Here is a 23660-nt window from a genome sequence, read left to right on the forward strand (position 1 = left end):
CGCGAGGGGAAGCACCCGCATGCACGTCCTGTTCGTCACCGTTCCCGCGCTGGGTCACCTCCGGCCGACGCTGCCGCTGGCCCGCGAACTGCGGGACCGCGGCCACCGGGTCACCTACGCCGCCCACGACAAGTTCCGCGCGGACGTCGAGGCGTCCGGAGCCGCCCTGCTGCCGATCCCGGTGGCGCTGCCGCCGCGCTCGGCCACGCCCAGCGCCCGGCACACGGTGGCGACCGCGGAGGCGCTGCTGGCGATGACCAAGGTCAGCGGGCGGCTGCTCAACGAGCTGTTCGAGAACGACCGGCCGGACGTGCTGTGCTACGACGCCCAGGCGGCGCCGGCGACCATGGTGGCCGAGCGGTTCCACGTGCCCTGCGTCGCCCTCCACCCGACCTACGCCAGCAACGCCCACTTTTCGCTGGACGAACTGCTGGCCGAGGGCACGGACATGTCCGACCCCCGAGCCGTCGAAATCTTCACCGAGATCTTCCGGAGCCAGCTGAGCACCGCGGCCGAGTTCGGCCTGACGCCCCTGCACGAGCGGGAGAACTGCGCCCCGCTGAACCTGGTGTTCCTGCCGCGCTCGTTCCAGCCCGCCGCGGACACCTTCGACGAACGGTTCCACTTCGTCGGCCCGGCACTGGGTGGCTGGGCCGACGACAGCGCCTGGCGGAAGACCGGCGACCGCCCGCTCCTGTTCGTTTCGATGGGCAGCTTCCTGGACGGCACCACCGGCTTCTTCCGGCAGTGCTTCGAAGCCTTCGGCGACACCGGCTGGCAGGTGGCGATGGCCATCGGGGAACACGTGGACCCGGCGGAGCTGGGCCCGGTGCCGGCCAACACCGAGGTGCGGCCGTACTTCCCGCAGCTGTCGGTGCTGCGGCACGCCGAAGCCTTCGTCTCCCACGCCGGGATGAATTCCGTGCTGGAGTCGCTGACGGCGGGGGTACCGCTGGTCACCGTGCCGCAGCAACGCGAAGAGCTGCGAACCGCGCGCACCGTCGCCGACCAGGGCCTCGGCGTGCTGCTGGAACCGGAGACGCTGACCGCGCAGGGGCTGCGGGAGGCGGTGGAGACAGTGCACACCAGCGACCGGATCCGCGCCGCCGTGACCGCCCTGCGGGACGAGCTCCGCGCCGCCGTCGCGGCCGCGACGCGGTCGGCCGACCTGATCGAGCACCACCTGGCCGCCCTCAGCCGGACAGTGTGACCCCAGCGGGCACCCCTCCCCGCCGGGTCAGGCGGCGGGGAGGCTCCAGTAGCGTTCGGCCGGCTCGCCGTCCGCCAGGGACTCGGCGTACATCGTGAGCCACTTCGGCAGTTCGGTGTTGCCGCCGAGGAGGATGGGGGCCTGCGAGGCGTAGCAGCCGATCCCCCGCAGCTTGGCCTGCCACTGCCGCCGGGTGAGCCGGACGGTCCGGGGGTCGGTGTGCGACTCGTCGAACGGCTCGAGCAGGTCCTTCGGGAAGATCACGTACGGCGCGTCCTCGTACCACCAGATGGTGTCGGGGTCGCGGTCGAGCAGGCGGGCCGCAGCGCGGGTGATCCGGTGGTCGATGTGGTTGCCGATGGCCAGCGGGGCCAGGACCAGCTCGGCGTCGCGCACCGACGGCTCGGCGGCCAGGGCGGCGGCCAGCCCGGTGATCAGCTCGGTCTCCGCCGCCAGCTCGGCCCGCGAGAGCTCGTCGTCCCGCGGATACCGCGGGTGGCCCGCGGAATCCTTGCGGTACAAGGCGTCCGGCACCCCCAGTCGAACGGGAGCGGCCCCCACCACGGTCAGGGCGCGGTCGTCTTCCGCCGCCCGGCACGCGATGGCGTCGGCGTCACCGAGGCCGCACGCCCGGTGGAACTTCCGGGCCGCGGCCGACAGCGGGGGTTCGGGCGCACCGGAGAACACCGTGACGACCGTGCCCGGCGTGCCCGCTTCGGCGCAGGCCGCGAGCAGCCCGCCGCACGAGAGGACGCCGTCGTCGTAGTGGGCCGACAGCACGGTGGGCGCTCGCCCGGCCAGCGCTTCGAGTGCACCCACGGCTCGGCTCACCACGCGACGGGGAGCGCGCTGATGGACGCCGCGAGCCGGTCGGTCCCGTCTTCGCCGTCGACGCGGTTCAGCTTCTCCAGCGTGGTGGTCAGGGTCAGGCCGGGGAACTTCGCCAGCAGGGCGGTGAACACCGCGTTGAGCTCCAGCCGGGCCAGCGGGGCCCCGACGCAGTGCCAGGCACCGTGGGCGAAGGTGAGGTGCTGGTTGGGCTTGCGGCCGAAGTCGATCCGGTCCGGGTCTGTGAACGACCGCTCGTCGAAGTTGGCGATGGCGAAGTCCGGCAGCACCAGGTCCCCGGCCCGGATGGTGACGCCGCAGATCTCGATGTCCTCGTGCGCGTAGTGCGGCTGGGCGCCGCCGCCGAAGTTGGCCGTGCGCAGCAGCTCCTCCACGGCACCGGCCATCGCCGCCGGGTGCGAGCGCACCTCGGCCAGCAGGTCCGGCCGGGTCAGCAGCCGGGCGACGCCGTTGCCGATGTGCGTGGCCACGCTCTCGTGCCCGGCGAACAGCAGCATGCAGATGATGTTGGTGACGTCCGAGTCCTTCAGGCCGGCCTGGCAGATCCCGGAAATCACGTCGTCGCCGGGGTTCTCCCGCTTGCGCGCGGCCAGCCCCATCAGGTAGCCGATGAACTCGGCCTGGCCGGCGTTGGCGTCTTCGCCGATGCCGTGGACGTGGTCGAGCAGCTCCCCCAGCCGGTCGCGTTCGTCCTCGGGTACGCCCATCAGCTCGCACAGCACCTTCAGCGAAACCGGGAGCGAGAAAGCGGTCTGGAGGTCGACGGGCGGGGTGAGCGCGGCCAGCTCGTCCACCATGCCGCGCACGATGCCCTCGACCCGCGGTTTGAGGGACTGCATCTTCTTGTGGGAGAAGTGCGGGATCAGCAGGGCGCGGAACGCGGCGTGCAGCTCGTGCTCGTCCCGGCCGGCCGCGACCCCGACGATCATCGAAAAGATCGGGTTGTCGGCCAGCTGCGCGGCCTCGGCGGGCTTCGGGTGCGTGCGGCCGATGCGCTTGTCCAGCATCAGTTCCTTGATCTCCGGGTACCCCACCACCAGCCAGCCTTCGTCACCCGTGTCGGTGCGCACCCGCCAGATCGGCCGCTCCGCCTGCAGCTTGCGCAGGTACGGGTTGTCGCCCAAGACGGGCGAACGCAGCGAGGCGAGCGTCGGCAGCTCTTCGGATGTCGTCATGGCCGGTTCCTCTCCGAGGTTCGTGCGGGGCGCACCCGGTGCCGAGTGTCATCGCGGCGCCGCCCGGAATTCCCTAGATTCCCCGGCCACCGCGGGAATTTCCTCTAGGCCCTTCCCTACCGGCCGCTCCGTAGGGTCCGTCGGTATGGCGCAGAACGCGGACCCGGCCGGCGAGCACGGAGACGAGCGCGGGGTGCGCCCGCGCCGGAAGGCGCCACCGGTCCTGCGGGCATTGCTGAGCGAGCGGCTTCGCCCCTACCGCGGCCGCATCCTGGTCCAGGCCGGGCTCCAATTCGCGCAAACCGTCGGCATGCTGCTGCTGCCGACGCTGAACGCCGCCATCGTGAACCAGGGCATCGTCGCCGGCGACACCGGGGCGATCCTGCGGCTGGGCGGCATCATGATCGCCGTTTCCGTGGCCCAGCTGGCCACCGCGATCGTCGCCGAGCTGATGGCCGCGCACACCGCCGCCGACGTCGGCCGCGACCTGCGCTCCCTCGTTTTCCGCAAGGTACAGGGATTTTCCCCGTACCAGGTGGCGCGGTTCGGCACGCCGTCGCTGACCAACCGCACCCTCAACGACGTGCAGCAGCTGCAGACGCTGGTGATCTCCACGCTGACCTCGCTGCTGACCGCGCCCATCATCTGCGTCACCAGCCTCGTCATGGCGGTGCGGCAGGATCCGCCGTTGTCGGTGCTGACCGTGCTGACGATCCCGGTCACCGCGCTCGTGGTGCTGGTGATGCTGGCCCGGCTGAGCCCGCTGTACGAGCGGATCCAGGCCTCGCTGGACCGGCTCAACCGGATCCTGCGCGAACAGATCTCCGGCGTGCGGGTGATCCGCGCGTTCGTCCGGGACGACCACGAGAAGCAGCGCTTCGCCGAGGCCAACCGCGGCATGTTCGCGGCGTCGGTGCGCGCCGGGCGGCTCGGCGCCACGCTGTTCCCCGTCGTGGTGTTGATCAGCAACGTGTTCTCGATCGCGCTGGTGTGGTTCGGCGGACGGCGGATCGCCGGCGGCGGGATGCCGGTCGGCGCGCTGAGCGCGTTCCTCGGCTACCAGGTGCAGATGCTGACGGCGCTGGTCATCGCGTTGTACGTCTGCCTGACCGTCCCGCGCGCGCGGGTGTCGGCGCGACGCGTCCACGAGGTGCTGAGCACCGAGCCCGAGCTGACCGCACCCGCGCGGCCGGTCACTCCCCCGAGCCGCCGCGGCCACCTGGAGCTGCGTGCGGTGGAGTACCGCCATCCCGGCGCCCGGGAGGCGTTCCTGTCCGGCGTGAGCCTGTCCGCCCAGCCCGGCCGCACCACGGCCCTGGTCGGCAGCACCGGCAGCGGCAAGACCACCGTGCTGAACCTGGTGCTGCGGCTGGCCGACGTGACCGCCGGCTCGGTGACGATCGACGGCGTGGACGTCCGGCAGCTCGCCCCCGCCCGGCTGGCCGGAACGGTCGGCCTGGTGCCGCAGACTCCGTACCTGTTCACCGGCACGGTGGCCGAGAACCTGCGGTACGGCGATCCGGACGCGACCGACGCGCAGCTGTGGCACGCGCTGGAGACCGCGCAGGCCGCCGACTTCGTGCGGAAGATGCCGGGCGGGCTGGCCGCGCCGATCGGGCCGGGCGGCGGCACGGTCTCCGGTGGCCAGCGGCAGCGGCTGGCGATCGCGCGCACCCTGCTGCGGCGACCGGCGATCTACCTGTTCGACGACTGCTTTTCCGCGCTGGACTACGCGACCCGCGCCCGGTTGCGGGCGGCGCTCGCCGTCGAGACGGCGGGCTCGGCCGTGGTGACCGTGGCGCAGGAAGTGCGCCTGGTCGAGGACGCGGACACCATCGTCGTGCTGGACCAGGGCCGGGTGGCCGGCTCCGGCACGCACCGGGAACTGTTGCGCGACAACGAGGTCTACCGGGAGATCGCCGGCTCGCAGCAGAGCGAGCCGGCGCGGGAGCTGAAGCAGGAGGCGGTGTGAGCAACGGCGAGGCAGGCGCCCCGCGTGGCACGACGCGCCGGTTGTTCGGACTGCTCGAGCCGTACCGCGGCCAGGCGGCCCTGGTCCTCGCCGCCGGAACCGTGTCGATCCTGATGAACGTGTTCGGGCCGTTGCTGCTGGGCAAGGCGACCAACCTGATCTTCGGTGGCCTGATCAGCGCCGGGCTGCCGGCCGGGTCGAGCCGGGACGAGGCCGTCGCCCGGCTGCACGCCGAAGGCAAGGACGCGCTGGCCACCGGGCTCGGTGCGGCCGACGTCGTGCCCGGCGAGGGCATCGACTTCCGGAAGATCGGCCTGCTGCTGGCGGCGGTCGCGGCGCTCTACCTCGCGGGCACGGTCTTTTCCCTGGTGCAGGAGCGGCTGGCCGCCACCGTGGTGCAGAAGGTGGTGCTGCGGCTGCGCGGCGACGTCATGGCCAAGCTGTCCCGGCTGCCCCTGCGTTACTTCGACGACCGTCCCCGCGGCGAGCTGCTCAGCCGCGTCACCAACGACATCGACAACATCCAGAACACGTTGCAGCGCACGCTGAGCAAGCTGGTCACCGCCACGATGTCCGCGCTCGGCTCGCTCATCCTCATGTTCGCCATCTCGCCGCTGCTGGCCTGTGTGCTGCTGGTGGTGCTGCCGATGGCGGGGGTGGTCGCGGCCCGGATCGGCAAGAAGGCGCAGCCGCAGTTCGTCGAGCAGTGGACCGCCACCGGCGCGCTGAACGCGCACATCGAAGAGATGTACAGCGGGCACGCCCTGATCACCGTGTTCGGCCGGCAGGAGCAGGCCGCGCGGATCTTCGACGAGCACAACGAGGCCGTGCGCCGGGCCACCGGCAAGGCCAACGCGCTGTCCGGCGTCATCGAGCCGAGCACCAACCTGGTCACCGACCTGGTGTACATCCTGGTGGCGGTGGTCGGCGCACTGCGCGTCGCCGCCGGCGCGCTCTCGCTCGGCGACGTGCAGGCGTTCATCCAGTACACGGCGTACTTCGGCGGCCAGGCCGCCCAGATCGGCAGCATCACCGGCGACCTGCAGTCCGGCGTCGCCTCCGCCAAGCGCGTGTTCGAGCTGCTGGACGCGGCCGAACTGGCCACTGTGGAGCGTCCGGCGCGGCCACCGGCCCGGCTGCGCGGCCGGATCGACTTCGAGCACGTGAGCTTCCGGTACGAACCGGAGACACCGCTGATCGACGACCTGTCCTTCAGCGTCCTTCCCGGGCAGACGGTGGCGATCGTGGGTCCGACCGGAGCGGGCAAGACGACGCTGGGCAACCTGCTGATGCGCTTCTACGAGCCCGACGGCGGCCGCATCCGGCTGGACGGCGTGGACATCGCCACGATGACCCGCGAGGACGTGCGCCGGCAGACCGCGCTGGTGCTGCAGGACACGTGGCTCTTCGACGGCACCATCGAGGAAAACATCAGGTACGGCAACCCGCACGCCACTCCGGCGGACGTCCGCCGCGCAGCCGAGGCGACCCGGGTCGATCACCTGGTGAGCACCCTGCCGGACGGCTACGAAACGGTCCTCGGCGAAACCGGCGGGATCAGCGCGGGCGAACGCCAGCTGATCGCCATCACCCGCGCGTTCCTGGCCGACCCGGCGATCCTGATCCTCGACGAGGCGACCAGTTCGGTCGACACCCGCAGCGAGGTGCTGGTCCAGCGGGCGATGCAGTCGCTGCGCGAGAACCGGACCAGTTTCGTGATCGCCCACCGGCTGTCCACGATCCGCCACGCGGACCTGATCCTGGTGATGGACGCGGGCCGCATCGTGGAGCGGGGCACACACCTCGAGCTGATGGCGAGCCAGGGCGCCTACGCCCGGCTGCACGCGGCCCAGTTCGCCGGTCCGGTCGCGGCTTCCTGACCTCTCGGCTGCACCCCGCTGCGCTTTTCGGCGCACCTTCGCAGCCATTGCCGCGAGCCGGGATCGCCGGTCCCGTCACGGCCTTCTGCCCACGACCGCGACCTCGGGGCTTCCGTAAGCACACGCCCGCAGGGCCCCGCAGCCGTCGCCGCGAGCCGGAGCGCCGGTTCGGTGACCGCCTCCTACCCGACAACCGGTTGGGACCTTCCCCGCACACCGCCCAGCAGCCGTCGCCGCGAGCCGGAGCGCCGGTTCGGTGACCGCCTCCCACCCCACAACCGGTTGGGACCTTCCCCGCACACCGCCCGGCAGCCGTCGCCGCGAGCCGGAGTTTCCTGCTCGCCCCTACCCCTCGCGCTGGCTGCGTAGTTGGAGCCCGCCCGGCGCCGCGAGCGAGTCCGTCGCGACGCCAGGCGGGTGGTCAGTGGCCGAGCTGCTGGTCCAGCAGGGAGAACAGCTCGTCGTCGGAGGCCGTGTCGTAGTCGAGAGCCTCGGCTTCGTCCGACTGGCGGCCGGACCAGCGGGTCTTGAGCACGTCCAAGCGGCCGGCGACCTTCTGGTGCAGGACCTCGTCGGCGGCCAGGCCCGCCAGCAGCTCCTGCAGCCGGTCCAGCTCGGCCAGTACCGCTTCCGCGCTGTCCGCTTCGGCCGGGGCCAGCAGGCCGAGCAGGTAGCCGGCCAGCTCGGCCGGGGTGGGCCGGTCGAACACCAGCGAGGCCGGCAGTTTCAGGTCGGCGGCGGCGCCCAGGCGGTTGCGGAACTCGACCGCGGTCAGCGAGTCGAAGCCGAGGTCGCGGAACTGCCGGTCCGGCTCGATGCCGTCCGGGTCCGGGTGGCTGAGCACCAGCGCAGCCTGGCCGCGGACCAGCTCGAGCACGACCTCGTACCGTTGCTCGGCGGTCTTGCCCGCCAGCGTCTCCCGCAGCGGGGCGGCCGGTTCCGGCGCCGGTCCGGCGGCGTGCCGCACCGGCGGGCCGGCCAACCCGCGCAACAGCGGCGGGATCACGCCCTTGGCGCGGATCCCCGGCAGGTCCAGCGAAACCGGGACCAGCAGCGGCTCGGGCCGGGCCAGCGCGGCGTCGAACAACGCGACGCCCTGCTCGGCCGTCAGCGGGATCGCTCCCGAGCGGCGGATCCGGTCCAGGCCGGCCGCGTCGAGCGTGCCCGTCATGCCGCCCGCCGGCTCCCACGGGCCCCACGCCAGCGCGGTGGCCGGCAGCCCGGCCGCGTGCCGGTGCGCGGCCAGCGCGTCGACGTAGGCGTTCGCCGCGGCGTAATTGCCCTGCCCGGCGCCGCCGAAGACCCCCGCGACCGAGGAGAACAGCACGAACGCCGTCAGCTCGCGGTCCCGGGTGAGCTCGTGCAGGTGCCGGGCGGCGTCCGCCTTGACGCGCAGCACGGTGTCCAGGCGCTCGGGGGTGAGCGTGTCGATGGTGCCGTCGTCGAGCACCCCGGCGGCGTGCAGCACCGCCGTGACCGGGTGCTCGGCCAGCACCGCGGCCAGCGCGGCGCGGTCGGCGACGTCGCAGGCCAGCACGGTCGGCTCCGCGCCGGCCGCGGTGAGGTCGGCCACCAGACCGGCCGCGCCCTCGGCGGCCGGGCCGCGGCGGCTGAGCAGCAGCAGCTTGCGGACGCCGTGCTCGGTGACCAGGTGCCGGGCCAGGATGCCGCCGAGCCCCCCGGTCCCGCCGGTGATCAGCACGGTTCCGGTCGGGTCCCACGGCGAACCGGCGGTCGCGGGGACGTCCGCGCGGGCCAGCCGGGCGGCCCGCAGCTCGCCGTCGCGCAGGGCCAGTTGCGGCTCGTCGGTCGCGAGGGCGTCGGCCAGGGTGGCCGGCGCGGGGCCGTCCAGGTCGAGCAGCCGGAACCGGCCGGGCTGTTCGGACTGGGCGGTGCGGACCAGCCCCCAGGACGCGGCCGCGGCCGGGTCGCCCCCGCTGGCGGCGTGCCGGGTGACCAGGACGAGCCGGGCCCCGTCGAGCCGGTCCAGCGCCAGCCAGTCCCGCACCAGGGCGAGGGTGGCCGCGGTCCGCTCGTGCACGGCGGCCGGGTCATCGGTGACGGCGGTGGCCAGTACCAGGTCCGGGAAGGCGGTCTCGTCGGTGGCCAGTGCGGCCAGGTCGGAGTGGGTGGTCACGGGAACCCCTTGGGCGGTCAGCGTTTCCGCCAGGCCGAAGGGGTCGGCGCCGAGCACGGCGACCGAGCCGGGCGCGGTGGTGCCGGCGGGTACGGACGGCCAGTCGAGCCGGAACAGCGCATCACGCGGGGTCGGGCCGGAGCCGGCCAGTGCCTCGGCGGCCAGCGCCCGGACACGCAGGGCGCGGATGTCGGCGACCGGGCCGCCGGCCGGGTCGGCCAGCGCGAGGGACATCGTCCCGTCCTGCTCGTCGCGGGTGAGGCGGACGCGCAGAGCGCCGGCCCCGGCGGCGTGCAGCCGCACACCCTCCCAGGAGAACGGCAACCGGACGGCTTCGTCCGCGCCGGTGAGCATCGAGGCGTGCAGGGCGGCGTCCAGCAGGGCGGGGTGCAGGCCGTAGTCCGCGGGCCGCAGCTCGGCACCGGTCTCCTGCGGCGCGACCTCGGCGAACACCTCGCCGTCGCGCCGCCAGACGCGACGCAGGTTCCGGAACGCGGGTCCGTAGCCGAAACCGGCTTCGGCGAAGGCCGGGTAGCAGTCCGCGACCGGCACCTCCACCGCGCCCGGCGGCGGCCACTCCCCCACCGCGAACCCGTTGTTGGTCAACGGGTCGCCCGGCAGCAGGGTGCCGGTCGCGTGTTGGGTCCAGGCCGCGTCGCCGGTGTCCGGGCGGGCGTGCACGGTGACGGTGCGGACGCCCGCCTCCCCGGCCGGGCCGGCCCGCAGCTGCACCTGGACCGCCCCCTGTTCGGGCAGCACCAGCGGCGCGCCCAGGACCAGCTCCGCCACCTCGGCGCAGCCGCAGTCCTGGCCGGCGCGCAGCGCCAGCTCGACGAACACGGCGCCGGGCACCAGGATCCGGCCGAAGACGGCGTGGTCGGCGAGCCACGGGTGGGTGCCGACGGACAGCCTGCCGGTGAACAGCACCCCGTCGTCCTCGGCGAAGCGGGCGGCCGCGCCCAGCAGCGGGTGCCCGGCGGTGCTGAGGCCGGCGGCGGTGACGTCGCCGCGCCGGCCGGTCACCGGCGGCCAGTAGTGCTCGTGCTGGAAGGCGTAGGTGGGCAGCTCGGCCGGGCGCGCGCCGGGGAACAACGCCGGCCAGTCCACGGTCGCCCCGGCCTGGTGCAGGCGGGCCAGCGCGGTCAGCGCGGCGGTGACCTCGTCCTGACCGGCGCGTTGCAGCGGCAGCACCAGGGCGGCCGGCTCGTCGAGGCACTCGGTGGCCAGTGCGGCGAGCACGGCGTCCGGGCCGATCTCCAGGAAGATCCCGGCGCCGGCGGCGCGCAGCGCGGCGACCGAGCCGGCGAACCGCACCGGACGGCGCACGTGGTCGACCCAGTAGCCGGGTTCGCGCATCCGGGCCGTGTCGGTCAGTGACCCGGTTTCGTTGCACACCAGGGGAATGCCCGGCTCGGCGATGGTGATGCCGTCGATCTCCGCGGCGAAGGCGGCCAGCATCGGCTCCATCAGCGCGGAGTGGAATGCGTGCGAAACCGCCAGCCGCTTGGTCTTGTGCCCTCGCTCGGCCAGCCGGGCGGCGACGGCCAGCACGGCCGCTTCGGCGCCGGCCAGCACGACCGTGCCGGGCGCGTTGTACGCGGCGATGTCGACCGGCCCGGACAGCAGCGGCGTGACCTCGTCCTCGGTGGCCCGGACCGACACCATCGCGCCCCCGGCGGGCAGCGCCTGCATCAGCCGGGCCCGGGCGGCCACCAGCCGGCAGGCGTCGGGCAGGGTGAACATCCCGGCCACGTGCGCGGCGGCGATCTCGCCGACGGAGTGCCCGGCCAGGTGGTGCGGGGTGATGCCCCAGGACACCACCAGCCGGTAGAGGGCGACTTCGACCGCGAACAGCGCGGGCTGGGTCCAGCCGGTCCGGTCCAGCAGCTCGGCGTCCGTGCCCCAGACGACCTCGGTGAGCCGGCCGTCGAGGTGCCGGTCGAGCTCGGCCACCACCTCGTCGAAGGCGGCGGCGAACACCGGGAAGCGGGCGTGCAGCTCGCGGCCCATGCCCAGGCGCTGCGCGCCCTGGCCGGAGAACAGGAACGCGGTGCGGCCCTCGGCCGTCCCGGAGCGCACCACGGCGGCGTCGGGTTCGCCCGCGGCCAGCGCGCCCAGGGCGCGGACGGCTTCGGCCCGGTCGGCGGCCAGCACGGTGGCGCGGTGCCGGAACCGCGAGCGGGTGGTGGCCAGCGCCAGGCCGACCCCGGCCAGCCCCGGTCCGGCGGTGCGCAGGTGGGTGCGCAGGCGAGCGGCCTGCGCCCGCAGGGCGGTCTCGGACTTGGCCGAGAGCACCAGCGGCACGAGCCCGGATTCCACCGGTGCGGGCCGGTCGGGAACGGGAGCGGGTGCTTCCAGGATGGCGTGCGCGTTGGTGCCGCTGATCCCGAAGGCAGAGACCGCCGCCCGGCGCGGCCGGCCGGTCTCGGGCCAGGCCACCGCTTCCCGCACCAGGTCGACCGCGCCCCCGGCCCAGTCGACCTGGCTGGAGGGCTCGGTGACGTGCAGGGTGCGCGGGACCACGCCGTGCTGCATCGCGGTCACCACCTTGATCACCCCGGCGACCCCCGCGGCCGCCTGGGCGTGCCCGATGTTGGACTTGATCGACCCCAGCAGCAACGGGGTCTCGCGGTCCTCGCCGTAGGTCGCCAGCAGCGCCTGCGCCTCGATCGGATCCCCCAGCGTGGTGCCGGTGCCGTGGCCTTCGACGACGTCGACGTCCGATGTGGACAGTCCGGCCGACGCGAGCGCCTGGCGGATCACCCGCTGCTGCGACGGACCGTTCGGGGCGGTGAGCCCGTTGGACGCCCCGTCGGAGTTGACCGCGGAGCCGCGCAGCACGGCCAGCACCGGGTGCCCGTTGCGCTCGGCGTCGGAGCGGCGCTCCAGCACCAGCATGCCGACGCCTTCGGCCCAGCCGACGCCGTCCGCGCCGTCGGCGAAGGACTTGCAGCGGCCGTCCGGGGCGAGGCCGCCCTGGCGGGAGAACTCGACGAAGGTGCTCGGCCGGGACATCACGGTGGCCCCGCCGGCCAGCGCCAGCGAGCACTCGCCGGCGCGCAGGGCCTGCGCGGCCCAGTGCAGGGCCACCAGCGAGGAGGAGCAGGCGGTGTCCACGGTGACCGCCGGGCCCTCCAGGCCGAAGACGTAGGCCACCCGGCCGGAGGCGACGCTGGCCGCGCTGCCGTTGCCGCGGAACCCTTCGAACTCGGTCCCGTCCAGCAGGCCCGCGTAGTCGCTGTACATGATGCCGGTGAACACGCCGGTCCGGCTGCCGCGCAGCCCGGCCGGGTCCACCCCGGCCCGTTCGAGCGCCTCCCAGGACACCTCCAGCAGCAGCCGCTGCTGGGCGTCGGTGGCGAGGGCTTCGCGACGGCTCATGCCGAAGAACTCCGCGTCGAACTCCGCGGCCTGGTGCAGGAAGCCGCCGGAGCGGGTGTAGGACGTGCCGGGGTGCTCGCGGTCGGGGTGGTAGAGCGCGTCGAGGTCCCAGCCGCGATCGGCCGGGAAGCCGGTGATCGCGTCGGTTTCCCCGGCCACCAGCCGCCACAGGTCCTCCGGGGAGCCGACCCCGCCGGGGTAGCGGCAGCCCATGCCGACGATCACGATCGGGTCGTCGGCGTCGGTGCCGCGCACGGATTCCACGACGACCGCGGCCGGACCGCCGCCACCGAGTTCGGCCAGCAGGTGACCGGCCAGCGCGGCCGCGGACGGGTAGTCGAAGATCAGCGTGGCCGGCAGCCGCAGGCCGGTGGCCGCACCGAGCTGGTTGCGCAGCTCGACCGCGGTGAGCGAGTCGAAGCCCAGATCGCCGAACGAGCGGTCCGGCTCCACGGCGTCCGGGCTGTCGTGGCCCAGCACGGCGGCGACGGCTCGCCGCACCAGCGCGCCGACCTCCTCGGCCGCGTCGACGGCGGGCAGTCCGGCCAGCCGGCGGTCCAGGCCGTCCTCCGCCGCGACGGCCAGGGCGCGGCGGCGCGGGGCGCGGATCAGCCCGCGCAGCAACGGCGGGATGTCGCCCCTGGCCCGGATCACCGGCAGGTCCAGCCGCACCGGCAGCACGGCGGCGGCGTCCACGGCCAGCGCGGCGTCGAAGAGGGCGGTGCCCTGCTCGACGGTGAGCGGCGGCAGGCCGAGCCGGGCCATGCGCTCGCGGTCGGCGTCGGTGAGAGCGGCGGTCATCCCGGTTTGCGGCGCCCAGGCGCCCCAGCCCAGCGAGTGGGCGGGCAGGCCCTGCGCCCGGCGGTGCTCGGCCAAGGCGTCCAGGAAGGCGTTGCCGGCGGCGTAGGCGCCCTGCCCGGCCGAGCCGAACACGCTCGCGGCCGAGGAGAACAGCACGAACGCGGCCAGGTCGAGGTTCCGGGTGGCCTCGTGCAGGTGCCAGGCGGCGTCGGCCTTGGGGCGCAGCACCGCGGCCAGCCGGTCCGGCGTGAGCGTGGTCAGCACGCCGTCGTCCAGGACGCCGGCGGCGTGCACGACGGCGGTGAGCGGGTGTTCCGGGTCGGCGGCCAGCTCGCTGACCAGAGCGTGCACGGCGGGGCCGTCGGCGAGGTCGCAGGCGACCACCCGGGCGTCCGCGCCGAGTTGGGCCACCAGCTCGGCGGCGCCCTCGGCGGCCGGGCCGCGCCGGCCGGCCAGCACCAGGCGCCGGACGCCGTGCCGCTCGGCCAGGTGCCGGGCCAGCACGGTGCCGAGGCCGCCGGTGCCGCCGGTGATCAGCACCGTGCCGTCCGGGTTCCAGCCGGGCGCGGCCTCGCCCGGAGTGCGCCGGCCGAGGCGGGCGGCCAGCACCCGCCCGCCGGCCAGCCGCAGCCGGGGCTCGGTGCTGCGCAGTGCCTGCGGCAGCAGGGCGGGAAGGTCGGCGCCGGCGGCGACCTCGATCAGGCCGATGGTTCCGGGGTGTTCGGACTGGGCCGAGCGGATCAGACCGCTCGCCGTAGCCGACGCCAGATCGTCCCCGGCGAGGAAGACCAGGCGCGCGGGCGGCGGTTCGGCCAGCCAGTCCTGCAGGAGGGCCAGGGTTTCGGCGGCGCGTGCGTGTGCGGCCGCCGGGGTGTTGCCGGGGGTGAGGGGCACCAGCACCACGCCGGTGAGGTGTTCGCGCACCGCGGCCGGGTCGGTGTCGGTGGGGACGTCCGCCGCCGTCCCGTCCGGAACCAGGCCCACCCCGGTGCCGCCGTGCTCGCGAACGGCAGCCAGATCGGTGAGGGTGGGCGCCGCGGCCGGATCGGTGTGGGTGGGCACGTCGAGGCCGGGCACCGGGGCACCCAGCACGGTGACAGAGTCTGCCGCCGTGCCGTCCGGGTCAACGCCCACCCCGGTGCCGCCGTGCTCGCGCACCACAGCCGGGTCGGTGTCGGCGGGGATATCCACCGACGGCCCGTCCTGAGCCCTGCCCACCCCGCGACCGCCGCGCTCGCGCACCGCAGCCAGATCGGGGTAAGCGGGCACGTCGAGGCCAGGCACCGGATCACCCACCACGGCGACCACGTCCACCTCCGGCCCGTCCGGGGTGACCGGGGTCCAGTCCACGCCGAACAGGCTGTCGGCCGAGCCGGTTTCGGCCAAATCGTCGACGGAAACGGCGCGGACCCGCAGCGCGGCCACCGAGGCGACCGGGGTTCCGGCCGGGTCGGCCAGGGCCAGCGCCACGGTGTCGGGACCGTCCGGGCGCAGCCGGACCCGCAGCGCGGTGGCGCCCGCGGCGGAGAACCGGACGTCTTCCCACGAGTACGGCACCCGGCTCTCCCCCGGCCCGGCCAGCGCGAGGCCGTGCAGGGCGGCGTCGAACAGGGCAGGGTGCAGGCCGAAGCCCGCGTCCGCCTGGTCACCTTCGGCGGTCTCCGGCAGGGCTACCTCGGCGTAGAGGTCGCCGCCGCGGCGCCAGCCCGCTCGCAGGCCGCGGAACAGCGGCCCGTAGGCGAGGCCCTGGTCGGCGAGGATCCGGTACAGGTCGGTGACGGCGACCGGCTCCGCGCCGCGGGGCGGCCAGTCGGTGGCGTCGAAGCCCGGGTCGGCCGGTTCGGCGTCCGGGGTCAGCGTGCCGGTGGCGTGCCGGGTCCAGGGTGCGTCCGGCTCGCCGGCCGGGCGGGAGAACACGCCGACCGTGCGGCGGCCGGCCTCGTCCGCAGCGCCCAGCGCGACCTGGATCCGCACCGCCTCGTCGTCGGCGAGCACCAGCGGCGCGGCCAGGGTGAGTTCCTCGATCCGGCCGCAGCCGGCCTCGTCGCCGGCGCGGATGGCCAGCTCGACGAATCCGGTTCCGGGGAACAGGGTCCGGCCGAAGACCACGTGGTCGGCCAGCCAGGGCTGGGTCGCGGTGCCGATGCGGCCGGTGAACAGCAGTTCGCCCCCGGCCGCCTCGACCGCGCCGGTGAGCAGCGGGTGCTCGACCTCGGTGAGGCCGCTGTCGGAGCGGGCGGGGCTCGGCGCCGGCCAGTAGGTGCGGTGCTCGAAGGCGTAGGTGGGCAGGTCGATCCGGCGGCCACCCGGGTACCAGGGGGTCCAGTCCACGGCGGCGCCGTGCACGTGGGCCTCGGCCAGCGCGCGGGCCAGCCGATCCGGACCACCCTCGCCGCGGCGCAGGGTGCCGATCGCCGCGGCCGCCACGCCCGCCGTCTCGCGGATGCCGGCCACCAGCACCGGGTGCGGGCTGACCTCGACGAACAGCTCGTGCCCGGCGTCGGCCAGCGCCCGGACGGCGTCGGTCATCCGCACGGTCTCGCGCATGTTGTCGTACCAGTACTGCGGGCCCATCGTGGTGGTGTCGCACCAGTCGCCGGTCACGGTGGACAGGAACGGCACCTCCGCGGCGCGCGGTGCCAGACCGGCCAGGCCGGCCAGCATCCGTTCGCGAACCCGCTCGACCTGGGCCGAGTGGGAGGGGAAGTCGCCGGCCACCTTCTTGGCTTGGATCCCGTCGGCGGCCAGGGTTTCGGTGAGCTCGTCCAACGCCGCGTACTCGCCGGAGACGACGACCGAGCCGGGCGCGTTCACCGCGGCCACCGACAGCCGGCCGGCCCAGCGGTCCAGCCGCTCGAGCACGTCCTCGTGCGGCAGCGGCACCGAGACCATGCCACCGCGGCGGTACAGCTCCTCGGCGATCAGCTTGCTGCGCAGGGTGACCACCCTGGCACCGTCCTCAAGGGACAGTGCGCCGGCGACGCAGGCCGCGGCCACCTCGCCCTGCGAGTGGCCGAAGACCGCGGCCGGGCGCACGCCGTGGGCGCGCCAGACCTCGGCCAGCGAGACCATCACGGCCCACAGCGCGGGCTGGGCCACGTCGAGCCGGTCCAGGCTGTCCGCTTCGCGCAGCACCGCGGCCAGCGACCAGTCGACGTGCGGGGCCAGCGCCTCGGCGCAGCGCCGCATGCTCGCGGCGAACACCGGCGAGGTGTCCAGGAGCTCGGCCGCCATCCCGGCCCAGTAGGCACCCTGACCGGGGAAGGCGAACACGGTGCTGCCGCCGCCGGCGGTACCGGTGACGGTGCGGGCGGCCGGTTCCCCCGCGGCGAGGGCGCGCAGCCCGGCGGTGAGTTCGGCGGTGCCGGCGCCGAGGACGACGGCCCGGTGTTCCAGCGTGGCCCGGGAGGTGAACAGGGAGTGGCCGACGTCGAGCGGGTCGGCTCCGGCGACCTCGGCCATCTCGGCCAGGCGGGCGGCCTGGCCGCGCAGGGCCGCCGCGGAACGGGCCGAGAGCACCCACGGCACCGGCCCCGCGGGCGCCGCGGGCGCGGGCGGCGCAGCAGCGGGCTCGGCCACCGGACCGGCGGCCTCGAGCGGCGCAGCGGCCGACTCGGTCACCGCAGCAGCCGACTCGGCCACCGGACCAGCGAGATCGGCTGGCGCAGCAACAGACTCGACCACCGCGGCAGCGGGCGCGGCCACCACAGCAGCGGGCTCGGCCACCGGACCGGCGAGATCGGACGGCGCAGCAACGGACTCGGCCACCACAGCAGCAGGCGCGGCCACCACAGCAGCCGACTCGGCCACCACAGCAGCGGGCGCGGCCACCACAGCAGCGAGCTCGGGCGGCGCCTGCTCGATGATCGTGTGCACATTGGTCCCGCTGACACCGAAACTGGACACACCGGCCCGACGCGGGCGCCCGGTTTCCGGCCACGCGACGGCCTCGGTGAGCACCCGGACCGCGCCGGCCGACCAGTCCACATGGGACGAAGGTGACTCGGCGTGCAGGGTTCGCGGGACCACGCCGTGCCGCATCGACTGGACCACCTTGATGATCCCGGCGACGCCGGCGGCGGCCTGCGTGTGGCCGATGTTGGACTTGACCGACCCGAGCAACAGCGGCGTCTCGCGGTCCTGGCCGTAGGTGGCCAGCAGGGCCTGGGCCTCGATCGGGTCGCCCAGCGTCGTTCCAGTCCCGTGCCCCTCCACCACGTCGATGTCCGATGTGGACAGACCGGCGGCCGCCAGTGCGTCGGCGATCACCCGCTGCTGAGAGGGGCCGTTGGGGGCGGTGAGGCCGTTGGACGCGCCGTCGGAGTTGACCGCGCTGCCGCGGACCAGCGCGAGCACCGGGTGGCCGTGGCGGCGGGCGTCCGACAGGCGCTCCACCACGAGCACGCCGACGCCCTCGGCCCAGCCGACGCCGTCCGCGCCGTCGCCGTAGGCCTTGCAGCGGCCGTCCGGGGCCATGCCGCGCTGGCGGGAGAACTCGACGAACACGTGCGGGGTGGACAGCACGGTGACCCCGCCGGCCAGCGCCAGCGAGCATTCGCCGGTGCGCAGCGCCTGCACGGCCAGGTGCAGGGCCACCAGCGAGGACGAGCACGCCGTGTCGACGGTCAGGGCCGGGCCCTCCAGGCCGAACGCATAGGCGACCCGGCCGGAGGCGATACTCGGTGAGCTGCCGTTGCCGCGGAAGCCCTCGAAGCCGCGGCCGCCCAGCAGGCTGGAATAGTCGTTGTACATGACGCCGGCGAACACGCCGGTGCGGCTGCCGTGCAGCGACGTCGGGTCGATGCCGGCTCGCTCGAACGCCTCCCAGGACGCCTCCAGCAGCAGCCGCTGCTGGGCGTCGGTGGCGAGCGCCTCGCGGGGGCTCATCCGGAACAGGGCCGCGTCGAACGCCCCGGCGTCGCGCAGGAAGCCGCCGGAGCGGGTGTAGCTGGTGCCGGGGTGGGCCGGGTCCGGGTGGTAGAGCGCGGCGGTGTCCCAGCCGCGGTCGGCCGGGAAGTCGGAGATCGCGTCGACGCCTTCGCTGACCAGCCGCCACAGGTCTTCCGGGGAGGCCACCCCGCCGGGGTAGCGGCAGCTCATGCCGACGATGGCGATCGGCTCTTCGGTGCTCGCCGCGGTCCGCGCCGGGACGGCGGTGACCGGGCCCGAGTCCAGTAGCTCGGAGAGCAGGTAGCCGCTCAGGGCGTGCGCCGTGGGGTGGTCGAAGACCAGGGTGGCGGGCAGCCGGACGCCGGTCGCGGCGCCCAGCCGGTTGCGCAGGTCGACCGCGGTCAGCGAGTCGAAGCCGAGGTCGCCGAAGGTGCGGGCGGGGTCGACCGCGGCCGCTCCGGCGTAGCCGAGCACGGTCGCGACCGCGCCGCGGACCAGCCGCAGCACGTGTGCGGAACGCTCGTCGGCGGACATCCCGGCCAGCCGCCGGGCCAGCTCTCCCCCGGCCGCCGCCCGGCCTGCCGTCCGCCGTCCGGGGCGCACCAGGCCGCGCAGCAGCGGCGGCACGGTGCCGGCCGCCCGGATCGCGGCCAGGTCCAGCCGGGCCGGCAGCACCACCGGCGCGCCGGTGCCCAGTGCGGCGTCGAACAGGGCCAGGCCCTGCGCCACGGTCATCGGCGGCAGCCCCTGCCGGGCCAGCCGCTCGCGGTCGGCGTCGGTGAGAGTGGCCGTCATCCCGGCCGTGGGTACCCAGGCGCCCCACGCCAGTGCGGCGCCGGGCCGGCCGAGGGCGTGCCGGTGCCGCGCGAGGGCGTCGAGGTAGGCGTTGCCCGCGGCGTAGTTGCCCTGTCCGGCGCCGCCGAAGACACCGGCGACGGAAGAGAACAGCACCAGCGGCGTCGTCTCGGGCAGGGCCTCGTGCAGGTGCCAGGCGGCGTCCACCTTGACCCGCAGCACCCGGTCCAGCTGCTCGGCGGTCAGCGTGGTCAGCACGCCGTCGTCCAGCACGCCGGCGGCGTGCACAACGGTGGCCGGGGCGTGCTCGGCCAGCACCGCCCGCACGGCCTCCCGGTCGGTGACGTCGCAGGTCACCGCGGAGACCGTGACCGGCTCGGGGGCATCGGTGGCCGCCAGCTCGGCGATCAGCTCCGCCACGCCCGGGGTGTCCGGGCCGCGGCGGCCGGCCAGCACCAGCCGCCGGACGCCGTGCGCGGTGACCAGGTGGCGGGCCAGTTCCGCGCCGAGCCCGGTGGTGCCCCCGGTGATCAGCACCGGGCCCTCGACCGGGGCGGTCCGCGACGGCGGGGGCAGCCGGTCGAGGCGGGCCGCGCAGGGCCGGCCGTCCCGCACGGCCAGCTGCGGTTCGTCGCCGGCGGCGGCCCGGGCGGTCAGCTCGGCGGGATCGCCCGCGACGTCGGGATCCAGGTCGAGCAGGACGAAGCGGCCGGGGTGCTCGGTCTGGGCGGTGCGGATCAGGCCCCAGACCGCGGCGGCGGCCAGGTCGCGGCCGTCCACCGCGCCGCGGGTGCGGAACACCAGCGGTCCTTCGGGTGCTTCGGCGGCCAGCCAGTCCTGCGCGGCGGCCAGCGCCCGCGCGACCAGGGCCCGCACCGCGTCGGGGCCCTCCTCGCCGATCAGCTCGACGACGGCGGGACCGGGACCGGCCGCCGGCAGGTCCACCGGGGTCCAGGTCAGGCCGAACAGGGAGTTGCGGTCGGCCCCCGGCGTTTCGCCGGGAATCTCCCGCAGCACGAGCGAATCCACCGAGACGACCGGCGCACCGGCCGGGTCGGCGGCCAGGATCGCCATCGTGCGCGGCTCGGGCCGGGTGACCCGCACGCGCAGCTCGGACGCACCCGCTGCGTGCAGGGTGACGCCGCTCCAGGCGAACGGCATGCTGGCCGCCATCCCGCCGCCCCGCTGCGCCACGCCGGGGGCCTGCACGGCCCCGTCCAGCAGGGCCGGGTGCAGGCCGAAGCCGGCCGGCTCGACGTCTTCGGGCAACGCGATTTCCGCGTACACCGTGTCGCCGTCCTGCCAGGCGGCCCGCACGCCCCGGAACACCGGGCCGTAGTGGAATCCGTGGTCGGCGAACCAGTCGTAGAAGCCCGCGAGTTCGCAGGGCTGCGCGCCCGGCGGCGGCCAAGCCTCCGCGAAACTGGTGTCCACTTCGGACGCTTCGGAGGTCAGCACGCCGGTGGCGTGCGGAGTCCAGGGGGTGTCCGGATCGCCGTCGGGGCGCGAGTGCACGGTGAGCGTGTGGCTGTCGCCGTCCTCGGCCGCGGCCACCACGACCTGCACCTGCACCGCGTCGTGCGCGGGCAGCACCAGCGGCGCGGCCAGGGTCAGCTCGGCCACCCGGTTCCGGCCCACCTCGTCGGCGGCGCGCACGGCCAGTTCGACGAAACCCGTGCCGGGGAACACGATCCGGTCGCCGGCCACGTGGTCGGCCAGCCAGGGGTGGGTGCGCACGGACAGCCGCCCGGTGAAGACGGCGCCGGAGTCGTCGGCCAGCACCACGGCCGCGCCGAGCAGCGGGTGCCCGGTCCGGTCCAGCCCGGCCGCCCCCAGGTCGCCGACGCCGCCCGCCGGTTTCTCCGGCCAGAAGCGCTGGTGCTGGAAGGCGTAGGTGGGCAGCGGGACCGGGCGCGCGCCGGACCCGGCGAACCAGGCTCGCCAGTCCACCGGCACACCTCGCACGTGCAGGGCGGCCAGCGCGGCGCCGGCGGCCTCCGGTTCCGGCCGGTCCTTGCGCAGCAGCGGAACCGCCGTGTGGCCGTCGCCGTCCGGCAGGCAGTCCGCGACCGCCGCGGCCAGCACTCCGGCCGGCCCGAGCTCGACGAACCGGGTCACCCCGGCCTCGTGCAGGACGCGGACCGCGTCGGCGAAGCGGACGGCTTCCCGGACGTGCCGCACCCAGTAGTCCGCGCTGCGCAGGTCGGCCGCGGCCGCCGGTGCCCCGGTCAGGGTGGACACCAGGGGCAGCGTGGGTTCGCCGAACCGCAGCCCCGCCACGGCTTCGGCGAAGCTGTCCAGCATCGGCGCCATCAGCGGCGAGTGGAAGGCGTGGCTCACCCGCAGCCGTTTCACCCGGATTTCCTGTGCCGACAGGGTTTTCTCCGCTTCGGCGACCGCGTCTTCGGCGCCGGAGAGCACCACCGACGCGGGCCCGTTGACCGCGGCCACCGACAACCGGCCGGACAGCAGCGGGGCGACCGTCTCCTCGGTCGCGCGGACCGCGAGCATCGCGCCCCCGGCCGGCAACGCGGCCATCAGGCGGGCCCGGGCCGAAACCAGGGTGGCGGCGTCGGCCAGGTCGAGGACGCCGGCCACGTGGGCGGCGGCGATTTCGCCGATGGAGTGGCCGGCCAGGAAGTCCGGCCGCAGGCCCCAGGATTCCGCCAGCCGGTACAGCGCGACCTGCAGGGCGAACAGGGCGGGCTGGGCCGCGCCGGTGTCCTCCAGCGCGGCCGCGTCCTCGCCCCAGACGATCTCGCGCAGCGGACGGCCGGCGTGCCGGTCGAGTTCCGCGGCCACCTCGTCGAAGGCCTCGGCGAACACGGGGAACCGCGCGTGCAGCTCCCGGCCCATGCCCAGCCGCTGCGATCCCTGTCCGGAGAACAGGAACGCCGTCCGGCCGGCCAGTGCGGTCCCGCTCAGCACGGCCGGATCGGGTTCGCCGCCGGCCAGCGCGCGCAGGGCGGCGGCGCGGTCCGGGCCGAGCACCGCGACCCGGTGTTCGAACGCGGTCCGGGTGGTGGCCAGGGAGAAGGCGAGGTCCAGGTCGGAACCGGCGGCGTCTTCGGCGAGCCGGGCCGCCTGCGCGCGCAACGCTTCCGGGCTGCGGGCGGACAGCAGCCACGGGACGACCGGCGGCGCGATCCGCACGGGCTCCGGGATGTCCTCGGGCTCCGGGGCCTGCTCCAGGATGATGTGGGCGTTGGTGCCGCTGATGCCGAAGGACGACACCCCGGCGCGGCGCCGGTGGTCGGACTCCGGCCACGGGACCGCCTCGGACAGCACCTGCACCGCGCCGGAGGACCAGTCCACCTGGGTCGAGGGCCGGTCCACGTGCAGCGTGCGCGGCACCCGACCGTGCCGCATGGCCAGCAGCATCTTGATCACGCCCGCCACGCCGGCGGCGGCCTGGGTGTGGCCGATGTTCGACTTGACCGAGCCGAGCAGCAGCGGCCGTCCGGCCGGGCGCTGCCGTCCGTAGGTGGCCAGCAGGGCCTGGGCTTCGATGGGGTCGCCGAGGGTGGTGCCGGTCCCGTGGCCCTCGACCGCGTCCACGGTGTCCGCGGCGACCCGGGCGTTTTCCAGCGCCGCCTGGATGACCCGTTGCTGGGAGGGGCCGTTGGGGGCGGTGAGGCCGCTGGAGGCGCCGTCGGAGTTGACCGCGGAGCCGCGGACCAGCCCGAGCACCTGGTGGCCGTGGCGGACGGCGTCGGAGAGCCGCTCGACCAGCAGCACGCCGACCCCCTCGCCCCACACCATGCCGTCGGCAGCGTCGGCGAAGGCCTTGCACCGGGCGTCCGGGGACATGCCGCGCTGCCGGGAGAACTCGACGAACACGGCCGGGTTGGGCATGACGGTGACCCCGGCGGCCAGCGCCAGCGAGCACTCGCCACCGCGCAGGGCCTGGGCGGCCAGGTGCAGGGCGACCAGCGACGACGAGCACGCGGTGTCGACCGTGACGGCGGGGCCCTGCAGGCCGAGCAGGTAAGCCACCCGGCCGGAGATCACGCTCGAGGTGGTTCCGGTCAGCCGGTGGCCTTCGGCCTCCGGCGGCAGCGGGATCCCGGTGCCGTAGTTGAGGTGCACGGCGCCGACGAACGTGCCGGTGTCGGTGCCGTGCAGGTCGGCCGGGTCGATCCCGGCCCGTTCGACGGCCTCCCAGGCGACCTCGAGCAGGAGCCGCTGCTGCGGATCCATGGCCAGTGCCTCGCGCGGCGAGATGCCGAAGAAGCCCGCGTCGAACCCGGCGGCCTCGCGCAGGAAGCCGCCCTCGCGCACGTAGGTGGTGCCGGGGTGGTCGGGATCCGGGTGGTACAGGCCTTCGACGTCCCAGCCGCGATCGGCGGGGAACGGCCCGATGGTGTCCTCGCCGGCGTCGAGGGCCCGCCAGAGGTCCTCCGGCGAGTCGATGCCACCCGCGTACCGGCAGGCCATGCCGACCACGGCGATGGGTTCGTGGTCGCGGGCCTCGGCGGCCTTCAGCCGTTGCCGGGCCTGCCGCAGGTCGTTGGTGACCAGCTTGAGGTAGTCACGGAGCTTGTCCTCGTTGCTCGTCATGGGTCCAGAG

The 23660-nt window shown here is 75.0% G+C and carries 6 protein-coding genes and 1 pseudogene; 3 read left to right on the forward strand and 4 right to left on the reverse strand.

Annotation, left to right across the window (positions count from 1 at the left end):
* The first annotated feature begins 19 nt into the window (after positions 1 to 19).
* Positions 20 to 1210, forward strand: coding sequence for a macrolide family glycosyltransferase (locus ACLJPY_RS02015; RefSeq protein WP_410586237.1), 1191 nt, complete (start codon positions 20 to 22; stop codon positions 1208 to 1210).
* 27 nt (positions 1211 to 1237) lie between these two features.
* Here the strand turns inward: ACLJPY_RS02015 and ACLJPY_RS02020 are convergent, their stop codons facing one another.
* Both ACLJPY_RS02020 and ACLJPY_RS02025 read right to left on the reverse strand, forming a co-directional pair.
* Entirely contained in the window at positions 1238 to 2029 is a 792-nt protein-coding gene (locus tag ACLJPY_RS02020; protein WP_410586238.1) for a PIG-L deacetylase family protein, read from the reverse strand.
* Positions 2030 to 2037: 8 nt separating this feature from the next.
* A complete protein-coding gene (locus ACLJPY_RS02025) occupies positions 2038 to 3234 on the reverse strand; it encodes a cytochrome P450 (RefSeq protein WP_410586239.1) in 1197 nt (398 codons plus the stop codon).
* A gap of 145 nt (positions 3235 to 3379) precedes the next feature.
* On the opposite strand from ACLJPY_RS02025, the gene ACLJPY_RS02030 reads away from it, so the two are divergent.
* Together ACLJPY_RS02030 and ACLJPY_RS02035 are read left to right on the forward strand one after the other, a co-directional pair.
* Positions 3380 to 5206, forward strand: a complete 1827-nt coding sequence (locus ACLJPY_RS02030) for an ABC transporter ATP-binding protein (protein WP_410586240.1) — start codon at positions 3380 to 3382, stop codon at positions 5204 to 5206.
* Positions 5203 to 7086, forward strand: coding sequence for an ABC transporter ATP-binding protein (locus tag ACLJPY_RS02035; protein ID WP_410586241.1), 1884 nt, complete (start codon positions 5203 to 5205; stop codon positions 7084 to 7086). The genes ACLJPY_RS02030 and ACLJPY_RS02035 overlap by 4 nt, the downstream gene beginning before the upstream one ends.
* A 421-nt stretch (positions 7087 to 7507) precedes the next feature.
* Here ACLJPY_RS02035 and ACLJPY_RS02040 read toward each other — a convergent pair whose 3' ends face one another.
* Entirely contained in the window at positions 7508 to 23596 is a 16089-nt protein-coding gene (locus tag ACLJPY_RS02040) for an SDR family NAD(P)-dependent oxidoreductase (RefSeq protein WP_410586441.1), read from the reverse strand.
* Positions 23570 to 23650: pseudogene (locus ACLJPY_RS02045) on the reverse strand (polyketide synthase docking domain-containing protein); the annotation flags it as partial. The pseudogene ACLJPY_RS02045 and the gene ACLJPY_RS02040, both read right to left, overlap by 27 nt.
* Positions 23651 to 23660 lie beyond the last annotated feature (10 nt).

The sequence above is a fragment of the Amycolatopsis sp. lyj-23 genome (assembly GCF_046549135.1).
GTDB lineage: Bacteria > Actinomycetota > Actinomycetes > Mycobacteriales > Pseudonocardiaceae > Amycolatopsis.